Raw genomic sequence first — 21,155 nt, forward strand, 5'->3', positions numbered from 1 at the left:
TATCTCAGTTTATTGTGCGTCATCTAATTTCGGTGCAGTTGCATTTTGTTGCACAGCTAAATCATTAAGTTGTAGTTGCAATACAGGGTCAATACGACCTTCACTTGCATCAACAGCCGTTTGATAAGCATCACGCGCTGCGTCTGTATCACCTTGTTTAAGGTAGATATCACCTTTAACTTGATTTACTTTTACTAAGAAAGCATCATCTTCGACACTATTTAAAGTGCTTAACGCATCATCATATTCACCTAATTCAGCGCTAACACGCGCTAAACGTAATGCGATGATGGGGGTTAATGATTCTACTTCATTACTTGCTAATAGGTCAGATAACTGGGTTTTAGCTAGCTCAAAATCACCTGCATCTACCGCTTCTTTTGCTAATAATAATGCGCCTAATGTTGCGTAGTTATTACCTTCGTTAGCCGCCACAAACTGTTTCAGTTCAGTGCTATCCTGAGCATCACCTTGCGCGTTAAATTTAGCAGACACTTGTGCAAATTCAGTTGATGCTTTTTCTTGGCTAGCAGTAACGCTTTCACCATAGTAACGCCATCCCCATAATCCCGCTAAGCCGATCACTGCGCCCACGATAAGCATAGTCCCGTTGTCATTCCACCATTTTTTAATGGCATCAACTTGCTGTTCTTCTGTTTCGTAACCTTCGATAATTTCAACCACGTGTATTCCTTACTGATTCTATTTATTGATGAATAATTTACGCAAAGTAACTAGGTAACACCTGCACTAAGCTATCAATTGCAACGGTTTGTTGTTCTGAATTACCTTGCAAGTCTTTGATGGTTACAGTGCCATCTTCTAATTCACTTTCACCGATAATCAATGCTACTGACGCACCGCTTTTATCTGCACGTTTCATCTGTTTTTTAAAGTTACCCGCGCCACAATGATGCATCATTTTTAATTCTGGTAAGTGGTCACGTACTAGCTCTGCTACTTTAAAACCAGCAACGTCAGTGTTTTCACCCACTAAAATACTGTAGATATCAACATCACCTTTTACGTCACCGTTAAGCTCTAATGTTTCTAACATTAAGATGATACGCTCAAGGCCCATTGCAAAACCAACAGCCGGTGTTGCTTTACCACCCAGTTGCTCTACTAAACCATCGTAACGACCACCAGCACAAATAGTACCTTGTGACCCTAAACTTGATGTCACCCACTCAAATACCGTGCGGTTGTAGTAATCTAGGCCACGTACAATGCGCTCGTTGATCACATACTTGATGCCCGCAGCATCTAGATAGGCTTGTACTTTTGCAAAATGCTCAGCTGTTTCGTCACCAAAATAGTCCGATAGTTTCGGTGCATTCTCTAATAATGCTTGTACGCCTTCGTTTTTGCTGTCTAACACACGTAACGGGTTAGTTAGCATACGACGCTTGCTATCTTCATCTAATTGGTCTTCATGCGCTTGCAGGAATTCCACTAATTTTTCTTTGTAGGCATTACGCTCTTCATTGCTGCCTAATGAGTTAAGTTGTAACTCTACATGCTGTTCAATGCCTAATGCTTTCCATAAACGAGCAGATAATAAAATCACTTCTGCATCGATATCTGGTGTTGCCATACCAAAGGTTTCAATACCCACTTGGTGGAACTGACGGTAACGACCTTTTTGTGGACGTTCATGGCGGAACATAGGACCGATGTACCACATTCTGCGTTCTTGGTTGTATAATAAACCATGCTCATTACCGGCACGAACACATGATGCTGTACCTTCTGGGCGAAGGGTTAAGCTATCACCATTACGATCATCAAAGGTGTACATCTCTTTTTCAACGATATCAGTTACTTCACCGATAGAACGTTTGAAAAGATGAGTACTTTCAACGATTGGCATGCGAATTTCTGAGTAACCGTAACTGCTCACGGTTTGTCTAATTAAGGATTCTAGTTTCTGCCAAACTGGGGTTTGTTCAGGAAGGGTATCATTCATACCACGAATAGCTTGTATCTTCTTTGCCACAATGATTTCCGAATTCTGTCGATGAATAAAAATACATTTAAGATGTATTCTCAATAAAATTGAGAGTCATTATAGGGAAGTTTACGGTGAGATGGAACAATACAACTCGGCTTTGCTCGTTTAAAGTCTAATAAAAAGCCCAAATGTTCAAAACATTTGGGCTTCATCATCTATATTAAACTCAATCCTAATATTTATTTTATATTAAGTAGTTAAGTGTTTAATTTATTTAGTGCGCTTAGATTAGCTTTTAATAATAATGTTGCTTTCATCACTACGACTAATACGTGCACGAATTCTTGCTTCCATTTGATCGATTACTTTTTCGTTATCAAAACGCTCACGTTGCCGTGTACCATCTTCGTAAAAACCACTTTTGTTTTTACCGCCAGTAATACCCAAGTCAGACACTAATGCTTCACCAGGTCCATTTACAACACAACCGATAATAGATACATCCATTGGCATCACTACGTCTTCTAAACGTTCTTCTAACGCATTAACCGTTGCAATCACATCAAACTCTTGACGTGAACAAGTTGGGCAAGCGATAAAATTAATACCACGGCTACGAATACGTAATGATTTAAGAATATCAAAACCGACTTTGATCTCTTCCACTGGGTCAGCCGCTAAGGAAACACGTAATGTATCACCGATACCTTGCGATAATAACATGCCTAGACCCACTGCAGACTTAACACTACCACTTCGTAAACCACCCGCTTCAGTAATACCAAGATGCAAAGGTTGCACAATCTGCTGTGCTAATAGTTGGTATGACTCTACGGCTAATAAAGCATCAGAAGCTTTTACACTCACTTTAAATTGGTCAAAGTTCAAACGGTCTAATATATCTACATGGCGTAGCGCTGAATCCACCAAGGCTTGCGCTGTTGGTTCACCATATTTTTCTTGAATATCAGCCTCTAATGAACCGCCATTAACACCAATTCGTATTGGGATATTATTGTCTCTTGCACAATCCACCACACTACGAATACGTTGTTCGTTACCAATGTTACCAGGGTTAATACGCAAACAATCAACGCCGTACTCAGCGACTTTTAACGCGATACGGTAATCGAAATGGATATCTGCAATCAGTGGAATATTAGATTGCTTTTTAATTTCTCTAAATGCTTCAGCTGCGTTCATTGTTGGAATAGACACTCGCACCATGTCCGCACCTACCGCTTCTAGGCGTTTAATTTGCGCCACAGTTGCTTCAACATCTGTGGTTAGTGTATTAGTCATAGACTGCACGGTAACAGGTGCACCGCCACCCACAGGGACATTGCCCACCATGATCTGTTTACAGTCGCGGCGTTTAATCGAAGAGGTATGGCTCATTATATTTACTCTTAAAAAGTTAAAGGTCGAATAGTAATCATAGAAGCTAATATGATCTATTTTATGACAAATGTAACGTTAACGAAGGAGCAGTTCTAAGGGGTTGCTGGATAATAATCATATAAACCAAGGTACACTCACCTCTTGAATATCATTACATTAAGCAAATCAAAACACCGCTTAAGTACTGCTTCTGAATCACTCAGTTATTTTACATTAAATTGATTCGTTGAAACCAGTAAAGTTCACTTCTAAATACGAATGAAATAACTTTTTACTGAGATTCAACGCTAATAAGGTGATTTTAAATGAAATCAGCAAACACCTGCAAGTGCTAACTTAGGCTTATTCAGTCACAACGTCCTGATTTTCAGTAACTTGTTCTGTATCAGTAGCTTGTGTCTCAGTGACTTGCTCTGGGGTTTCGACTACAGGAAGGCTTTGTTCATTGAGTGGTACAATTAAGTGAGTGCTTTCTGACTCAGGTAAACGCATGTGAATATTTTCAGTATCCACTGAAGATTCTTTGTAAAGCGCTGCGCTAATCGACTCCCACTGTGTTACCACTGTAGCAATACCGGCAACAAACAACAGAAAAATAAACCAGCCAAACTTGTTCGATGATTTTTTCTTTTTACTTAATAAATAAGGGTTACTTAAAGTGTTATTGTGCTTTGAAGGTGTGCTCAGTTGTTGATATTCAGCATAGGACTCTATCTCTGGTAATTGCACCGCTTTGGCGTAATTAGCTAAATAGCCACGTAGATAGATAATTGGATAACGCTTCTCTTCAATCACTTGCTCTAAGTCATTTTCAATATCGTTAATCACTGTGACTTTTAAGTTGAGTTTTAATGCGATATCTTCAACGGATAAATTAGCGGCTACACGTTGTTCTTTTAAAGCGTTATCAAGAGTCATACAGGTTCCATTATCAACTTAGTTTGAAAGGTTGTGATGCTTATTAGTTAAATAGTCTAACGCTTGTTGAGAGTCGGGAAATTGCGTTAATAGCTGATTAGAATATCGCTCTAAACTATTTTCTTTCCCAGTAGCATAACTCAAACGAATCCATTGCCATAGACTTTCAGCAGTAGCATCCGATGCTTTTTGGAAAGAAAATAGGTTTAATATCGCTTCTTTATAATTTTTTCTGTAATGTTGATTTTTGCTAAAGATAAATTAATCTCATTGCTTTTAGGACTATGCGCTAGGGCATACTTATAATAAAAAATGGCTTTTTCATTGGCACCGGCTTTCTCAGAGCAAATAGCCGCATTCGCATAAGAGCGTGCAACACGAGTGTATTTAGGGACAGAAATGGCTTTTAAGAAAGCGGCATCAGCTTCATCATAACGTGCTTGACCACATAAAAAGGTACCGTAGTTATGGTAGGTATCACCATCGCTATCATCTAAAGAGATAGCTTCTTTGTAGAATTTTTCAGCTTTTTCATTCTCTTGCACCTTTTCATAATAGTAAGCAAAAATACGATGCACTTTTGCACTGTCAGGTTGATAAGATAATGCTTTGTCGAGGTTTTCTTTAGCTTGCTGCATCTGTTCATTTTCAATGTAGACTAAGGCAAGTTTAATACGTGTATCAGCAGCCCCTTTAGGATCAAATGCCATTTTTTGGCCTTTGGGGTTGTTTAAGGTAGTGACAGTTTCACTTGATACACAAGCTGAGATGAAAAAGATAGATGATAAAATTATAAAGATAAGTCGCATACATTCCTCTAGCGCTAATAGTCGTGCCGGAAAATTATTTCAAGTTACCCTATTGTGAAGTAACTTGAAGCTGGATGCATGTTTTTTTAATGGTTCTTGGATTTTGATCTATTTACCCAAGAACCATCTGATTTTAAAGTGGATTAACTTTCTTGCACATCGATGCTTGCACCGTGTTTACGTTTGTTCATAGTACGTTTAGTACGGTCGATTACATCTCCTACTAACTGCCCACAAGCCGCATCAATATCATCACCACGGGTTTTACGCACAATCACTGTATAGCCGTATTCCATCAATACTTTATTAAAACGGTCTACACGGCTGTTACTTGGTTTAGTGTAATCGTTACCTGGGAACGGATTAAACGGAATCAAGTTAATCTTACACGGGGTATCTTTTAACAGGTGTGCAAGTTCATGAGCTTGATCTGTTGAATCATTAACGTGGTCAAGTAATAAGTACTCAACAGTAACTTTACCGCGGTTTGCATTTGATTTTGCAACGTAACGTTTAACGCCCGCTAAGAAGTCAGCGATATCGTATTTATCGTTAATTGGCATCATTTTAGAGCGCAATTTATCATTTGGCGCATGTAATGAGATAGCGAGTGCCACATCAATACGATCACCTAAGATATCCAATGCAGGAACAACACCCGATGTCGATAGAGTCACACGGCGTTTAGACAGAGCATAACCTAAGTCATCCAACATTAATTCCATGGCTGGAATTACATTGTTTAGGTTTAATAATGGCTCACCCATCCCCATCATTACGACGTTAGTAATTGGACGTTGACCACTTTCACCCATTACACCGATGATTTTAGCTGCACGCCATACCTGACCAATAATCTCAGACACGCTTAAGTTACGGTTGAAACCTTGTTGCGCCGTTGAACAGAAATCACAAGCTAATGCACAACCTACCTGAGAAGATACACATAGGGTCGCGCGGTCTTTTTCAGGAATATAAACTGTTTCTACTTCTTGATCACCCAGTGTCATTGCCCATTTTATGGTGCCATCTTCACTGCGTTGTTCAACTTTTACTTCCGGTGCAACAATTTCAGCACGTTGCTTTAATTTTTCACGCAATGCTTTATTAATGTTGGTCATTTGATCGAAATCATCACAACCAAAATGGTATATCCATTTCATTACTTGTTCTGTACGAAACGGTTTTTCACCCATTTCAGTGAAAAAATCGCGTAAACCTTGACGGTTTAGATCTAATAGGTTTACTTTTTTCTGACTCATGCGATGCCTCAACTAGACTAATTCTGGTATAAATTCGGAGGGGATTGTACATATTTTGAATACCCGATGCTAGTCACAAATTTTAACTAAAAAAATACCTGATGCATTTCTGTCATCAGGTACTTGTTGCATAAGCATTATTTGAAATTTTACGGTTTTATTTGTTTGAAAAATAAACAACACTTTTCACACAACGCTAACTAATGGGATCATTTTGTCTTTTTGCCAGCTATAAAAAATCTGAGCAGATAGCCTATCGCCCCGAGTATTGACTATCTTTTTAATATGTCCGCGTTGCATTAATACCGCTAACATTGGCGCTACCCCTTCTCGACTAATATGAAAAGTACTAAGTAAACGGCTTTCTGCCACATATTGATGCGTTTCAATATAATTTGATAAACGTTTTAAGATCATACTCTCGCCCATTTATGTTGGTCGTCATGACTAGACTGTATTAACAGATTACCTTTGTTTTTCAGTACATAGATAGCACCAGCAACCAATAAGGTAACCAATGACAAATAGGTCAAACTCATTACAGGATGCTCAGCAAAGGTGGCCATTTGGTAATAAACCACAGCAATAAGATAAGCAATACCCGTTGACCAGACTGCTACAAAGCGTGCCCAATTCATCCCTACCTCTCTGACTATTGCCCCCATCGCCGCAGCACAAGGTGCATAAAGTAAGATAAACAGTAGATAAGCAAAAGCAGCCTGCTGGCTAACAAAAGCCTGCTGTATATTAGTGTAAATGGTTAAATCAACCCCTTGTTCTTCGGCAGCAAGGGTTAAATCTTCTAACTCTCCAACATTAATACCTAATGGATCACTAACATCAATGCCCATTAAATTTTCAGGAATAGTGTCCACTGCAGCAATAAGCTTTTCTGATAAACTTAATGCCTCTTCATCTTCGCTGACTTCATTGGCGTATAGGCTATTTAACGTGCCTACTACTGCTTCTTTCGCAAATATCCCAGTGACAATACCTACGGTTGCAGGCCAATTTTGATCGGTAATGCCTAAAGGAGAAAGTACGGGAGTAATAATTTGAGCAGCTTTACTTAATACTGACCCTTCACTGTCCTGATGACCGAAACTACCATCTATACCCACTGAGTTAACCACATTTAACAGTGTCACCACTAAGACGATAGTTTGTCCTGCACCAAACACAAACCCTTTCAATTTCTGCCAAGTTTTAATTCCCGTATTTTTTATTGTTGGTAATTCGTAATCAGGAATTTCCAATATCATGTTTTCACTTTTGCCTGGTAAAATCGTTCTACTTAAAATAAAGCCGGTTAATACTGCGACTAAAATACCAATCAGATACAGTAGAAATACGATATTTTGACCTTGCTCTGGAAAGAATGCGCTAGCAAATAAGGCATATACAGGTAAACGTGCACCACAGGACATAAAGGGTGACATCACCACCGTCAACAAACGTTCACGCTCTTTTTCTAAGGTTCTTGCGGCCATAACAGCAGGTACAGTACAACCGAAACCAACAATCATAGGTACAAAGGATTTACCGGGTAAGCCAATCACTTGCATTAAACGGTCAATCACAAAGGCTGCTCTGGCCAAATAACCTGAGCTCTCAAGTACGGCTAAGAACAGATACAAACAGGCAATAACAGGAATAAAGGTCATCACCGTTTGAATACCACCGCCCACACCATAAGCTAACACATTAATTAACCAATCTGGTGCACTTACTGCAGTCAACCATTGCGCTGTTTGATCAACAAACAAAGCCCCAGAAGCAATATCAAAAAAATCAATAAACGCACTACCAATATTGATAGCAAACATAAACATCAAGTACATCACTAATAAAAATAGTGGCAATCCCAAATAACGATTCAATGCAACTGCGTCTATTTTATCGGTTAAACTTTTACTTAAGCAGCCTTTGCTGCGCACCGCTAATTGAGTCAATTGATAGATATAGGTGTAACGTGTATCGGCTACTTGTAAATCGATATCAAATGAAATCTGGTTGCTGAGGTTTTGTATTTTCAAACGGGTTGATATCGGTAACTGATCAATAATCGAAGCATCACCTTCTATACATTTAATGGCCAAGGCTTTTTTATTAAGATGACTTTCCATATCGAAATAATATTCAATTTTCGACAATACGGCTTCTAACTGATCGCCATAATCTAATGATAAATTAGGTATTAACGCAGTAAGTTCTAGCTTGCCTATAGTTTGTGTTAACTTAGTAACAGCCTGTTGATTATGAGCCGAAATAGCGATGACTGGACAACCTAGTTGTTCACTTAGCTGCTTATGATTAATCACCTTATGTTGTTTATCTGCCACATCTATTTTATTTAACACGACAACCACTGGTAGACCTAGCTCTAATAACTGCATGGTTAAATATAAACTTCTTTCTAAACAACTGGCATCAATAATATTCAATACCATATCTGGCTGGCTATCCATGATGTAATCAAAGGCAACACGTTCATCTATTGAACTACCTTGTTGGTCGATATCTAGATTATAGATACCCGGTAAGTCAATAATTTTTATGCTTTTATCATTAATCTTAAAGTGTCCGGTTTTCTTTTCAACTGTCACCCCACTCCAATTTCCCACTCGTTGATGACTACCAGTCAATGCGTTGAATAAAGTGGTTTTACCTGAGTTAGGGTTACCGATAGTAGCTATATTTAGAGACATGTTAGTACTCCACTATAATTTGTTGTGCAATGCTTTTACGTACCGCAATCGAGCTATTTGCACATCGAATGGCTAAAGGGTCACCTAAAGGTGCAGTACGCAATAATTGTACTTTTGCACGTGGTAAAAAACCTAAGTTGAGTAATTTTTTACGCATTACCGGATCCAGCGTATTAATATTAACAATACTGGCCGTTTGTCCTGTTTTTAACTCAGATAATCTCATGGTAACCCCTATCAATTTTATTCATTGAGATGCTTGAAATAGGAAATTAATACAAACTATTATCATTAACAATGCAATTCGACGCGCTTGACTAGGTAATAAAGAGTCTGTTGTTTTAGATCAATTTAGTCGCCCTATTTACAAGGGTTTTATGAATAACGAGTTGGGTTTTACATCTTTAATAGGAACAGGTATAAACTTAAATAAGAACTTACTAAGTAGGAAATATCATGGATTTTAGTGAATTAAATTTAGTCTACTCTACCGATGGTGGAAAAGTAGAAAAAGCCAAAGAGAAAGCAACTGCGCCAGAAGGTGATGGCATTATCCGTTTACACCGAGAAACAAAGGGTCGTAAAGGCAAAGGCGTAACCTTAATTAAAGGGTTACAACTTGATGAGCCAGAAATCAAAGCATTAGCAAAAGAGATTAAAAAGAAAACCGGTTGTGGCGGCACAGTGAAGGATTTTGTTATCGAGATTCAAACGGATCAACGTGACATTATTAAAAGCGTGTTAGAGAAAAAAGGTTATCAGGTAAAATTATCGGGCGGCTAGGTTTAGTAAACTTATTAACAAGAATAGAAAAGGGGCTAACAGCCCCTTTTCTCTTAATTTAATCTAATTATTTACTATTTAGCAGTTAATGCAGTACCAGCAAAGTCGATACCAGCCCAACCATTAATCATAAACTGACGAATGTTTTGGTGATCTTGAGCATCTGGATGTGCTAATACATCATCACGGTAATAAGTACCAAAACACGCTAATGTTTGTGCCTCTGATAATTTATTTAACTGTGCAAATGAGAATATCTTACATGAGCCAGCATTTTCACCTTCAGCATTTTTTTGCTGACCATTATTAAAAGCCGTTGCTTTGAATTCATAATTTTCTTCAATCACCGCCATCGTATCTGCAAATTCAACTTGCTCTGGTGTATTGCTTAGTTTGTTTAAAAAATCTTGTAATAACATCCTGTACCCTTTTATTTTCTTTTGTCTTTTCTAAAATTAGTTTAATCTTCTTCGAAATAAATCGTTTTATTTTGTGGCATATTTTCAGGGCTAACTGACTCGCCTTTAATACGCTTTTCTTCATCAGCCCATTCACCTAAATCGATAAGCTGGCAGCGTTTACAACAAAATGGGCGATACATGCTGGTTTTATCCCAAACCACTTCTTTTTTACATGTTGGACAATTAACCTTCATCTTTATTCCTCACCATTAACAAAATATTTGTTCAAATTCTATATGTTCAGCTTGGCTATTTTCCGCATCTGCATTCATAAAGCGCACAGAATAACGATGTTTGTGGCCAGATACCATAGGGTAAACCTGCAAGCTAGGATCAACATTTAAGATAATAAATAAAGCATGCTCAACTTCCCCTTGGAAGAAGCCATTATTTGCTTTTTGTACTGATTTAATACCTTGATGACGTTTAATTTTCAAAAATAGAAACAAAGCACGCTCTAGTACTTGAAAGTATTCATACCAATTTTTAGTATCCGCTCTTTTCATTTCCATCGGCTGTGCACACCAAAAGTGAAACTGCGGTAAATCAAAACTACAGCAACCACCAGGAATAAAGAAACGCTGTTTAAGCGAGGTTAAAAAGCGGCTCTCTTTAAAGAACTTAAGTTGTTTAGACATCACCAATAATGCACTAATTAATTCGCTAATCTCTACCATTAACGCTTTAATTGCCTCTGTATCGGCTTGATCACTGCTTAACCAAGATTGCATCTCTTCAGATAATGCTCGTAGGTCTTTAATTAAATCATGGCGAATATCACTGCGATCACTTAATTCAATTAACTCAAATAATGATTTGAAATAGGTAATGGCATCATTATCGTTATTCAGAGAGATGCTTTGATTAATTTGTAGGAAAAGCGATTCAAAACGTAAATAACTACGGCTTTTTTCTGTCAGGGGATATTCAAAAGAGATCATAAGACTGTCTATTCATTTTTATAAAAAGTAAGGTTACATAAGGAGCTAGCACTAAACAATCAAAAACCTTACTTTTGTATGGATAAAAACTGTAAATGTAGCATTTTAACTTGTTCCTTAAGTGCAACAAGATCGGGTTTGCTATTATCGATAATATAATCAGCCTGCTTTTGCCTTTCTGGTCGACTAATTTGTGCATCTATAATCGCTTGTATTTGTGACCTTGAGTTGTTGTCGCGCTGCATAGCACGTTCAATTTGCAAGGTTTCAGGTACATCAACTACCAACGTAAAGTCAGTGTATTGTGTTAATTTATTTTCTAGCAACAACGGTGCTTCTAATATCACATATTGGCTCTCTGCTTGTGCGAGCTGAGCTAATATAGCTTCTCTAATAAGAGGATGTAATAGGTCATTTAACCATTGTTTTTTCTGCTCTGATGAGAAGATAATTTGTCTCAGCATCGCTCGATTCAGTCCGCCATTCTCATCTATGACTTGTTGACCAAAATAAAGTTCAATCTCTGCTAATGCGGGTTGACCAGCTGCAACTACTTCTCTTGCCACAAGGTCAGCATCCACAATATCTATATCTAATGCTTTAAATTCCTTAGCAACCGTTGATTTACCACTGCCAATTCCACCTGTTAACCCAATAATCACTCGCATATTTTACACTCTTGCTTGAATTGCTTTATTTTATAGATCATAACCACTTAGATCATTGGTATTCAATGTTCATTAGGGTAATATTTCACTTTTTTACCCTTGTCTGGAAATTTACCATGATTGAACAAGAAGTTGCACAAAGTGTAAGCCTAGCCCTACATGAAGATTTAAATGGCTTATCGGCCGCTGAAGGCGATATTACCGCTAATTTAATTCCCGAAGATAAACATGCTAGAGCAACGGTGATCACCCGTGAGCAAGCTGTATTTTGTGGTAAAGCATGGACAGACGAAGTGTTTAAACAACTAGGTGATTGCACCACTATCACTTGGCATGTAAAAGATGGAGATTTGGTTGCCCCTAATAGCCCGTTATTTACGCTTGAGGGCCCTGCTCGCATCCTATTAACCGGTGAACGTACTGCCTTAAACTTTATTCAAACACTTTCAGGTATCGCCACCACCACTAAGTACTACTCAGATTTAATTGCGAGCACTGATTGTAAACTATTAGACACACGTAAAACCTTACCTGGTTTACGTAATGCCTCTAAATACGCGGTTACATGTGGCGGTGGTTTTAATCATCGAATCGGTTTGTACGATGCCTTTTTGATTAAAGAAAATCATATTATGGCGTGCGGTGGTATTAAACAAGCCATTGCAACGGCTAACCAACAACACCCTGAACGTTGGGTAGAAGTTGAAGTAGAAAGCATCGATGAGTTAAAACAGGCCTTAGATGCAGGTGCACAACGTGTGATGTTAGATAACTTTACCATTCCAATGATGTTAGAAGCGGTTGCCATTAACAAAAGTAACCCTGTGCAAGCAGATCTAGAAGTATCAGGCAACGTCGATAACTCAACTATTCTTAGCTACGCTGAAACAGGTGTTGATTACATTTCTGTAGGCGCGCTCACGAAACATGTACAAGCTGTCGATTTATCAATGCGTTTTGTACAAGAATAATACCAATATCTAAAAACCTTTCTACACTTAGTTCACGCCGTTAAGGGCTAAGTGTTGGAGGTTTCATGACAACGTTATACCACAAGTTTGAGAGTAAGTTATTAAACAGATGTTTTGTGAAATCTGTTTTGCTATCTGTCTGCCAAACCTTGATTGTATTGAGTATTTCTACACCTTATTCACTGTCTGCCAAAAACCTCAACGCACCTGCAATTCAACTGGCCACCTCATATCGCCAAGATATTATAGTGAGCGACTATTTTGTTAGTGAAAAACTCGATGGTATTCGTGCCTATTGGGATGGACAACAACTCCTCTCTAAACAGGGAAATACCTTTACAGCCCCGGATTGGTTTATCGCGAATTTTCCAAGGCAAGCTGTTGATGGTGAACTATGGATAGCCAGACAAACCTTTGAGCAAGCCTCTAGCATTGTGCGTACTCAAGATAAGCACAATCAACGCTGGCAACAGGTTAAGTTTATGATTTTTGACCTACCGACTAGCCCTCAGCCTTTTAGTGAGCGAGTGACAGCAATGGAACAGCTAGTCACTTCAACAAATAACCCATATTTTAAAATGATCCCTCAAAACAAACTCACTGACAGTGAGGCTTTATTCAACTTATTAGACAAAGTGGTTAATGCCGGTGGAGAGGGATTAATGTTACATCATCAAGATGCCCTGTATCAGCACCTTCGTAGTCGAGACTTAATGAAGTTAAAACGCTTTGAAGATGCTGAAGCGACAGTGGTTGGTCACTTTCCCGGTAAAGGCAAATATCAAGGTATGTTGGGTGCTTTATTGGTCGAAACAGAAGATGGTATTCGTTTTAAAATTGGTACAGGATTTAGCGATAAAGAACGCCAAAACCCGCCTCCGATAGGCAAAGTTATTACTTATCGTTACACAGGTAAAACACGTAATAACATTCCTCGGTTTGCTTCTTTCATGCGAGTTAGAGCAATTTATTAATGACCGTAATATTAGCCTTAGGGAAATCATAATCGACTAAATCAGCAGGCTGAATCCACTTTATTTGTTGTCCTTCTAGTTCACTTGCTTCACCAGTAAAGTCGGTAACCAAATAAAAGTGTAGGGTTAATGTAAGATCATCATAATCAAAGTTAAGAGACTCAAATAATGAGTATTCAGTAGCTGTTAAACCCACCTCTTCTTTTAGCTCTCGACACATAGCGGTATCAAGGGCTTCACCCTGCTCTACCTTGCCGCCAGGGAACTCCCATTTACCTGCTAAATGTTGGCCTTTTTGACGTCGGCTGATTAACAACTCTTTTTGTTTATTTTGCACAATGGCAATACTAATGGTTTGTTGAGGCATTGATTATTCTCCTATATCAATCACATTAAAAAAGGTGGTCTTCAATGAAGTACCACCTTTTTTATTTATCACTTAAGAAACTTAGCGAGTAAAAAATAAACCCTAGCTTAGTTTACCGTGACATTGCTTATATTTTTTACCTGAACCACAAGGACAAGGGTCATTACGGCCTACTTTCTTGTCTTGACGTACAAACGTATCATCCGTCTCAGCAGCTTCTGGCTTTTCTTCTTCGCCATCACTGTTTACTTGCGCGTGTTGATATTGAATATTCGCTTTTGCTTCCGCTTCACGACGTTGCTCTTCAATTGCTTGTGCTTCTTCACGGCTTTGAATTTGTACTTTAGATAAGATACCAACAACATCTGTTTTTAAGTTTTCAAGCATGGCAATGAATAACTCGTAAGACTCACGTTTGTATTCTTGTTTAGGATCTTTTTGAGCGTAACCACGTAGATGGATACCTTGACGTAGATGATCCATTGCAGCTAGGTGTTCTTTCCATAGCATATCGATTGTTTGTAACATCACAGATTTTTCAAAACCAGCAATGATTGACTCACCGACTTGCTCTTTTTTGTCTTGGTAAACATTACGTGCGTGTGTCACCACTTGTTCACGAATTGTTTCTTCTTGTAAGTTTGCATCATCAACTAACCATTGTTGAACCGGTAGCTCAATTAAGTAATCTTGTTTTAAGCGTTTTTCTAACCCTTCAAGGTCCCATTGCTCAGTTAACGATTGCTGGGGTACATATTCATCGATACAAGCATTGAATACATCATCCCAGAACTGCTCGATGTTTTCAGTGATTGTTTCACTGTCCATCACACCGTTACGCTGCTGGTAAACCACTTTACGTTGGTCATTGGCAACATCATCGAAGTCCAGTAATGATTTTCGCATATCGAAGTTACGACCTTCTACTTTACGTTGTGCATTTTCAATAGCACGAGTAACCCATGGGTGTTCAATCGCTTCTCCATTTTCCATACCTAATTTTTTCATCATATTAGATACTTTTTCAGAGGCAAAGATACGCATCAATGAATCTTCCATTGATAGGTAGAAACGACTCTCACCGGCGTCACCTTGACGACCCGCACGACCACGTAACTGGTTATCGATACGACGAGATTCATGACGCTCAGTACCAATAATGTATAAACCACCTGCCGCTAATACTTCAGCTTGTTCAGCTTTCCATTTCGCTGTTTCAGCTTCGATTTGCTGTTCAGATAGGTTACCTAATTTCTCAAGACGATTTTGTAAGTTTCCGCCTAGTACGATATCCGTACCACGACCCGCCATGTTCGTCGCAATTGTTACTGAACCAAGTGCACCTGCTTGCGCGATGATGTCTGCTTCTTTTTCATGGAATTTAGCATTTAACACACTGTGTTTAATCTTAGCTTTTTCCATTAAGCTTGATAGCAATTCAGAACTCTCGATAGAAACCGTACCTACCAATACAGGCTGACGACGTTCTAAACGCGTTTTGATATCTTCAATAATCGCTTGGTATTTTTCAATCTCCGTCAGGTAAACCAAATCACCGCCATCTTTACGTGCCATTGGACGGTTAGTTGGGATAACAATAGTTTCTAGACCATAGATAGATTGGAATTCAAAAGCTTCAGTATCAGCTGTACCTGTCATACCGCCTAGTTTTTCATAAAGACGGAAGTAGTTTTGGAAAGTGATTGACGCTAATGTTTGGTTTTCATTCTGAATTTGTACGCCTTCTTTTGCTTCTACCGCTTGGTGTAAACCTTCAGACCAACGACGACCTGGCATTGTACGACCAGTGTGCTCATCAACGATAACCACTTCGCCTTCAGCAGTCACAATGTATTCAACATCTTTTTCAAACAAGGTATGAGCACGTAAAGCTGCGTTCACATGGTGTAATAAACTGATGCTAGAAGCGGCGTATAGAGAAGTATCTTCTTCTAATAGTCCACGCTCCTGTAAAATACGCTCTACTTTTTCTTGGCCACGTTCCGTTAGCAATACTTGTTTGCTTTTCTCGTCAACCGTGAAGTCACCTTCACCTACGTATTCTTCAGTATCTTCTTTATCTTGTTTGCTTAATAAAGGAATAATACTGTTTAATTTAGTGTACAGCGTTGGGTCGCCATCTGTTGGACCTGAGATAATTAACGGTGTTCTTGCTTCATCGATTAAGATTGAATCTACTTCATCAACAATAGCAAAGTTTAGGCCACGCATTACACGTTGTGACGCTTCAAAAGCCATGTTGTCACGTAGGTAATCAAAACCAAACTCATTGTTTGTACCATAAGTCACATCAGCTGCATAAGCGGCACGTTTCTCTTCGCCAGACATACCTGACAAGTTAATACCAACGGTTAAACCTAAGTATTCAAAAAGCTGTGCATTCCATTCAGCATCACGACGCGCGAGGTAATCATTCACAGTAATAACGTGAACACCTTTACCTGTTAAAGCATTTAAATACGCAGGTAAGGTTGCAGTTAATGTTTTACCTTCACCTGTACGCATTTCTGCGATTTTATTTTCGTTTAATACGATGCCACCAATTAACTGAACATCGAAGTGACGCATACCAAATACACGCTCAGATGCACTTCGAACAACAGCAAATGCTTCAACAAGAATGTCTTCAATGGTTTCACCATTAGCAAGACGCTCTTTGAAATAAACTGTTTTTGCTTTTAACTCTTCTTCTGACAGTGCCTTTATCTCTGGCTCAAGTTTATTAATTTCATTAACAACTTTGCGCAGGTTCTTCAGATAACGGTCATTTCGACTGCCTATTATTTTTGTTATTATCGATGTGATCATTTTGCTTTTCTCATTGTATAAAATCGGAAAAAATTGTCATTTAACTTGATATTCTTTGTATATAATAATTTGGATCTATTTGTTGGCCATTTTTGAGTACTTCATAATGTACATGTGGGCCCGTTGAGCGCCCAGTGGTTCCCATTACCGCAACTTGCTGCCCTTTTTCAACAACATCACCGACAGAAACGACGATATCAGAAGCATGTGCGTATCGAGTCATAAAACCACTTCCATGATTAATCTCAACTAAATAACCGTAACCACTTCTTGCTTCAGAGATAGTTACCACACCGGCGGCGGTTGCCATAATTGGCATACCTGTATAACCAGCAATATCGACCCCTTTATGACGTCTTAAACGTCCAGTAAATGGGTCTGTTCGCGTTCCAAATGAAGAGGAGATCCAAGACCCTTTATAAGGTACTGGACGACCAGAAATGAATAGCTCATCAATAAGATGGAGATTGTTGAAGGTAATTTCAAGTTGTTGAAACAAATTTTCATTATTTTTATATTGTTGTTCCAACATTGAGACTTGATTTACCAATGGAGAGAGCTCAGGATGATCAATCGCAAGATATGCACTGGTGTCTTCTGTTTCAGTGACTGGCGTTTCTTCAGTCACCTGCTCTTCTGTATTCTCTAATTCAAATTCTGCTTTTGGCAGATTGGATTTATCGATGATCCGCTCACCTAAACTGTTTAAGCGATTACTTTGCGCTTGTAACTCACTGACCTTTTGAGCTAGCATTTGTAATTGTTGGTTAGTTTGCGAAGTGATGGATTCTAAGTATTGTTGTTTGATTTCATTTTTTTCATGTAAGGTGTTGATTTTATATTGTATAAACTGCTGATGATAGTGTGATTGTAGTAACCATGCACTGGTCATCAATACTGCAACAAATGTAATGCAGACAAAAATAAATGTAGATTTTGTTATAGAAAAGCTGTGTTTAGACTCATTCCTATTATAAATAACCGTTATACTCATAAACCTAATTCACTTTTGATGGCTGTTATGACAAGAAATAAAAAACAACCTAAACCAATCTCGTTGTTATTGGATAAAAATAACTTCCAACAAAGCACATCATTAATAACTAAATTAGATATAGTACTACAAAGGTTTTTAAAACAACACAATATCAGTGGTTGTCGGATAGGAAATATTGAAAATGGGAGCTTGTTAATAGAAAGTCCCAGTGCACTTTGGGTACAGCGCTTACAATTTGTACGAAGTGACCTGTTGAGTGAATTACGCCAACATCACTCCTCGGTTAGAAATATTAAAGTGAAAGTGAACCCACAACTAGCAAAAGCATCTCCAACTCAAATCAAAAAAGCCAAGCCGGTTAAAAAGCGTGCTGAAAAAATGAGTAAAGGGATTTCAGAAGCATTCCCGGCATTAGCTGAAAATGCAGACCCTCAACTTAAAAAAGCATTGCAATCTTTAGCGACCTTTTCCGACGATAAAAAGTAATAAGCTGTTTCTCTCCATTCACTCCATTCATTAAATAAGTGATACCAATTGTATTAAATAACTGTTCTAAATTTTGCGCCGGAAAAGTGGCTTAGTTTGAGGCGTAAGTTGATGTAAATGGTTGTTCCCTATACGAAACTTACAACGAAAAATAAGTTGTTTTAACAAGTAAAATGAGATCAGTTACTTACTATGATTGGTATGATCTAAATTTTGCGTAGGAAAAATCACTTAGTGTGATTGGTATTAAATATCTTTCAGGCAAAAAAAACCACCTTGTTATTACTAACAAGGTGGTTTTCCATGAGTTGGCTTATCGGCCAACTCAATCGTATTTATGCAGGAACAAATGCTGGTTCGATGTATTGCACTGGAGACTCGCTCACAGGCTCTTCAAACGTAACCATTTCAAATGCTTCTTGATCCGCTAATAACGCACACAGTAGTTTGTTATTTAAAGCATGACCTGTTTTGTAAGCTTTTAAGTGACCAAGAATAGTAAAACCAGATAAGTAAAGGTCGCCAATAGCATCCAATACTTTATGTTTTACAAACTCATCTTCGTAACGTAAACCTTCAGGGTTTAGTACGCGGAACTCATCTAAACCAATGGCGTTATCTAAGCTTGCGCCTAATGCTAGGTTATTAGATTGAAGGTACTCAACACTTTTCATAAAACCAAATGTACGTGCACGGCTGATCTCTTTAACAAACAGATCACCAGAGAATTGCATTTCAACATGTTGGTTTTGACCTTCGAAAACAGGGTGATCAAAGTCAATTTTAAAGTCTAAGCTAAAGCCGTTATTAGAAGGGTGTAGTTCAGCCCACTTACCTTCTTCTTCATCTTCAACACGAATCGTCTTTTTAACTCGGATAAATTTCTTAGCAACATTTAACTCTTCAATACCTGCAGATTGCAGTAGGAAGATAAACGGGCTTGCACTGCCATCCATGATTGGAATCTCAGGTGCATCCACATCAATAATCACATTATCGATACCTAAACCAGCTAGCGCTGCAGATAAATGCTCTACAGTTGAAATTTTTTCACCTTGCTCATTCACTAGACAAGTACATAATAATGTCTCTTGCACAGCTTGAGCATGGGCTTTAAAGCTAACTACAGGGTCGAGATCTATTCGACGATAAACAATACCTGAGTTAGCAGGTGCAGGGTGCAGCTCAATAGTTACTTTATTCCCTGAATGTAAACCAACGCCCGTTGATTTAACACTTTTTTTCAATGTTCTTTGTTTAATCATAAGAATGATCTCCACTACGATAATTTCTGCTGCGAATTATAGCAGTTTGCGACTTATATCACAAACTGTAATATTTCCAAGGTAAAATTAGTTATCCGCTTGACGTCTTAAAAACGCTGGAATATCTAAATAACTCTCAGCACTGCTTTTATCTTTAACTTCAGCAATTGGCTCAACAATTTCAGGTTCCGCCTGAGCCGCTTCTTCAGTTGCTTTAGCTAACGCTTGTTCTTCTGCTTGTACACTAGCATTACTAGTATTATCGGCAGCAACTGTTTTTTCTGTAGTCTCATTAACATCTTTTTTACTATTTAATGTTGGATTTTTAACTACATTCAGCTCTGACTTACGTTCACCAATACCCGTCACAATCACAGTAACGTGTAATTCACCAGTTTCTAGCGTTGGATCAACTGTTACACCAATAATGTTCTGAGAGTCCTCAGAAGCAAATTGTTTCAATGCATCCCCCACTGTGTGGTACTCATCCCAACTGAAATCAATACCAGCTACAATGTGTACTAATACGCCACGCGCATCAGATAGATCAACATCTTCCAGTAATGGACAAGAGATAGCCTCTTCAACGGCTTCTTCTGCACGGTTCTCGCCAGCAGACACACCAATACCCATTACTGCAGTTGTTCCTGCTTCAGTCATCACGGTACGTACGTCCGCGAAATCGATATTAATAGTACTTTCTTCATTATTAATAATAGACGAGAAACCAGAAACTGCATCATAAAGTACTCCATTAGCCGCACTTAATGCGTCTAGGAAAGAGATACCTCGTGGTAATGACTTCTGTAATTTATCGTTCGGGATAATTAATAATGAGTCAATGTTTTCAGATAAACGAGCAATACCTTGTGTTGCGTAGTTCATACGCTTACGGCCTTCAAACATAGAAGGTTTTGACACAACACCAATGGTTAATGCGCCCTCTTCTTTTGCTATTTCAGCAACCACAGGGCAAGCACCCGTACCTGTACCACCGCCCATACCTGCAGCGATAAATACAACATCGGCGCCAGTCACGATCTCTCGGATACGCTCTTTATCTTCTAGCGCTGATTTGTACCCGATTTCCGGGTTAGCACCAGCACCTAAACCATTGGTTATATTTGAACCTAATTGTAAGCGAATATCTGCTTTTGATGAGCGTAATGCCTGTGCATCCGTGTTCATTGCAATAAATTCGGCACCTGTTAGGCCTTTTTCGATCATATAATTGATCGCATTACCACCACCACCACCGATGCCAATAACTTTGATTATGGCCTGTGCTGAATGATCTTCATCATCGATTATTTCAAACATTTGATTCTCTTCCACTCTATTAACTTCTTGTGACATCGTTT

The 21,155-nt window shown here is 38.6% G+C and carries 21 protein-coding genes and 2 pseudogenes; 4 read left to right on the plus strand and 19 right to left on the minus strand.

Annotation, left to right across the window (positions count from 1 at the left end; genetic code table 11):
• Window positions 1-9: 9 nt before the first annotated feature.
• From ACLKL2_RS05595 to ACLKL2_RS05635, 9 genes are all read right to left on the minus strand, one after another.
• Complete coding sequence (locus ACLKL2_RS05595) at window positions 10-684, minus strand: YfgM family protein (protein ID WP_413693679.1); 675 nt, start codon at window positions 682-684, stop codon at window positions 10-12.
• Between the two features lie 37 nt (window positions 685-721).
• Window positions 722-1,999: a histidine--tRNA ligase gene (gene hisS, locus ACLKL2_RS05600; RefSeq protein WP_113819558.1), complete on the minus strand. Its 1,278-nt coding sequence runs from the start codon at window positions 1,997-1,999 to the stop codon at window positions 722-724.
• 243 nt (window positions 2,000-2,242) lie between these two features.
• Entirely contained in the window at window positions 2,243-3,352 is a 1,110-nt protein-coding gene (gene ispG, locus ACLKL2_RS05605; RefSeq protein WP_113819557.1) for a flavodoxin-dependent (E)-4-hydroxy-3-methylbut-2-enyl-diphosphate synthase, read from the minus strand.
• Between the two features lie 345 nt (window positions 3,353-3,697).
• Window positions 3,698-4,273 (minus strand): helix-turn-helix domain-containing protein, encoded by a 576-nt coding sequence (locus ACLKL2_RS05610; protein WP_413693680.1) that lies wholly within the window; start codon window positions 4,271-4,273, stop codon window positions 3,698-3,700.
• Between the two features lie 206 nt (window positions 4,274-4,479).
• Window positions 4,480-5,082 (minus strand): type IV pilus biogenesis/stability protein PilW, encoded by a 603-nt coding sequence (gene pilW, locus ACLKL2_RS05615; RefSeq protein ID WP_413693681.1) that lies wholly within the window; start codon window positions 5,080-5,082, stop codon window positions 4,480-4,482.
• Between the two features lie 143 nt (window positions 5,083-5,225).
• Window positions 5,226-6,344 (minus strand): bifunctional tRNA (adenosine(37)-C2)-methyltransferase TrmG/ribosomal RNA large subunit methyltransferase RlmN, encoded by a 1,119-nt coding sequence (locus ACLKL2_RS05620; protein ID WP_113819554.1) that lies wholly within the window; start codon window positions 6,342-6,344, stop codon window positions 5,226-5,228.
• Between the two features lie 186 nt (window positions 6,345-6,530).
• A complete protein-coding gene (locus ACLKL2_RS05625) occupies window positions 6,531-6,761 on the minus strand; it encodes a FeoC-like transcriptional regulator (RefSeq protein WP_181817759.1) in 231 nt (76 codons plus the stop codon).
• Window positions 6,758-9,052 carry a Fe(2+) transporter permease subunit FeoB gene (feoB, locus tag ACLKL2_RS05630; RefSeq protein ID WP_413693682.1) on the minus strand — a complete coding sequence of 765 codons (2,295 nt, stop codon included), beginning with the start codon at window positions 9,050-9,052 and terminating at the stop codon, window positions 6,758-6,760. The genes ACLKL2_RS05625 and feoB overlap by 4 nt, the downstream gene beginning before the upstream one ends.
• A gap of 1 nt (window position 9,053) precedes the next feature.
• Window positions 9,054-9,278, minus strand: coding sequence for a FeoA family protein (locus ACLKL2_RS05635; protein WP_413693683.1), 225 nt, complete (start codon window positions 9,276-9,278; stop codon window positions 9,054-9,056).
• A 230-nt stretch (window positions 9,279-9,508) separates the two neighbouring features.
• Between ACLKL2_RS05635 and yciH the strand changes: the two genes are divergently transcribed.
• The gene (yciH, locus tag ACLKL2_RS05640) at window positions 9,509-9,835 is read left to right on the plus strand and encodes a stress response translation initiation inhibitor YciH (protein ID WP_413693684.1); all 327 of its coding nucleotides are present in this window, start codon (window positions 9,509-9,511) and stop codon (window positions 9,833-9,835) included.
• 74 nt (window positions 9,836-9,909) lie between these two features.
• Here yciH and ACLKL2_RS05645 read toward each other — a convergent pair whose 3' ends face one another.
• The 4 genes from ACLKL2_RS05645 to coaE form a co-directional block, all read right to left on the minus strand.
• Window positions 9,910-10,254: a HopJ type III effector protein gene (locus ACLKL2_RS05645; RefSeq protein ID WP_113819549.1), complete on the minus strand. Its 345-nt coding sequence runs from the start codon at window positions 10,252-10,254 to the stop codon at window positions 9,910-9,912.
• 41 nt (window positions 10,255-10,295) lie between these two features.
• On the minus strand, window positions 10,296-10,490 hold the full coding sequence (gene yacG, locus ACLKL2_RS05650; protein ID WP_113819548.1) for a DNA gyrase inhibitor YacG: 195 nt from the start codon (window positions 10,488-10,490) through the stop codon (window positions 10,296-10,298).
• A 15-nt stretch (window positions 10,491-10,505) separates the two neighbouring features.
• Complete coding sequence (zapD, locus tag ACLKL2_RS05655) at window positions 10,506-11,237, minus strand: cell division protein ZapD (RefSeq protein ID WP_413693685.1); 732 nt, start codon at window positions 11,235-11,237, stop codon at window positions 10,506-10,508.
• A gap of 68 nt (window positions 11,238-11,305) precedes the next feature.
• A complete protein-coding gene (gene coaE / locus ACLKL2_RS05660) occupies window positions 11,306-11,905 on the minus strand; it encodes a dephospho-CoA kinase (RefSeq protein WP_413693686.1) in 600 nt (199 codons plus the stop codon).
• Window positions 11,906-12,021: 116 nt separating this feature from the next.
• Between coaE and nadC the strand changes: the two genes are divergently transcribed.
• Complete coding sequence (gene nadC / locus ACLKL2_RS05665; protein ID WP_413693687.1) at window positions 12,022-12,876, plus strand: carboxylating nicotinate-nucleotide diphosphorylase; 855 nt, start codon at window positions 12,022-12,024, stop codon at window positions 12,874-12,876.
• 65 nt (window positions 12,877-12,941) lie between these two features.
• Window positions 12,942-13,850, plus strand: coding sequence for a DNA ligase (locus ACLKL2_RS05670; RefSeq protein WP_413693688.1), 909 nt, complete (start codon window positions 12,942-12,944; stop codon window positions 13,848-13,850).
• Here ACLKL2_RS05670 and mutT read toward each other — a convergent pair.
• The 4 genes and pseudogenes from mutT to ACLKL2_RS05690 all read right to left on the minus strand — a co-directional run bounded on the left by mutT (window position 13,834) and on the right by ACLKL2_RS05690 (window position 17,938).
• Entirely contained in the window at window positions 13,834-14,217 is a 384-nt protein-coding gene (mutT, locus tag ACLKL2_RS05675; RefSeq protein ID WP_413693689.1) for an 8-oxo-dGTP diphosphatase MutT, read from the minus strand. The genes ACLKL2_RS05670 and mutT overlap by 17 nt on opposite strands.
• Window positions 14,218-14,319: 102 nt before the next feature.
• Window positions 14,320-14,400 (minus strand): annotated as a pseudogene (locus ACLKL2_RS05680) (SEC-C metal-binding domain-containing protein); the annotation flags it as partial.
• 65 nt (window positions 14,401-14,465) lie between these two features.
• Window positions 14,466-17,046, minus strand: a pseudogene (secA, locus tag ACLKL2_RS05685) (preprotein translocase subunit SecA); the annotation flags it as partial.
• A gap of 40 nt (window positions 17,047-17,086) precedes the next feature.
• Window positions 17,087-17,938, minus strand: a complete 852-nt coding sequence (locus ACLKL2_RS05690; RefSeq protein ID WP_413693690.1) for a M23 family metallopeptidase — start codon at window positions 17,936-17,938, stop codon at window positions 17,087-17,089.
• Between the two features lie 129 nt (window positions 17,939-18,067).
• On the opposite strand from ACLKL2_RS05690, the gene ACLKL2_RS05695 reads away from it, so the two are divergent.
• A complete protein-coding gene (locus ACLKL2_RS05695) occupies window positions 18,068-18,529 on the plus strand; it encodes a DciA family protein (RefSeq protein ID WP_413693691.1) in 462 nt (153 codons plus the stop codon).
• Window positions 18,530-18,864: 335 nt separating this feature from the next.
• On the opposite strand, the gene lpxC is transcribed toward ACLKL2_RS05695, so the two are convergent.
• Together lpxC and ftsZ are read right to left on the minus strand one after the other, a co-directional pair.
• Window positions 18,865-19,794: a UDP-3-O-acyl-N-acetylglucosamine deacetylase gene (gene lpxC, locus ACLKL2_RS05700; protein ID WP_113819539.1), complete on the minus strand. Its 930-nt coding sequence runs from the start codon at window positions 19,792-19,794 to the stop codon at window positions 18,865-18,867.
• A gap of 87 nt (window positions 19,795-19,881) precedes the next feature.
• The gene (gene ftsZ, locus ACLKL2_RS05705) at window positions 19,882-21,150 is read right to left on the minus strand and encodes a cell division protein FtsZ (RefSeq protein WP_413693692.1); all 1,269 of its coding nucleotides are present in this window, start codon (window positions 21,148-21,150) and stop codon (window positions 19,882-19,884) included.
• Window positions 21,151-21,155 lie beyond the last annotated feature (5 nt).

This window comes from Psychromonas sp. KJ10-2 (genome assembly GCF_047323255.1).
Lineage (GTDB): Bacteria > Pseudomonadota > Gammaproteobacteria > Enterobacterales > Psychromonadaceae > Psychromonas.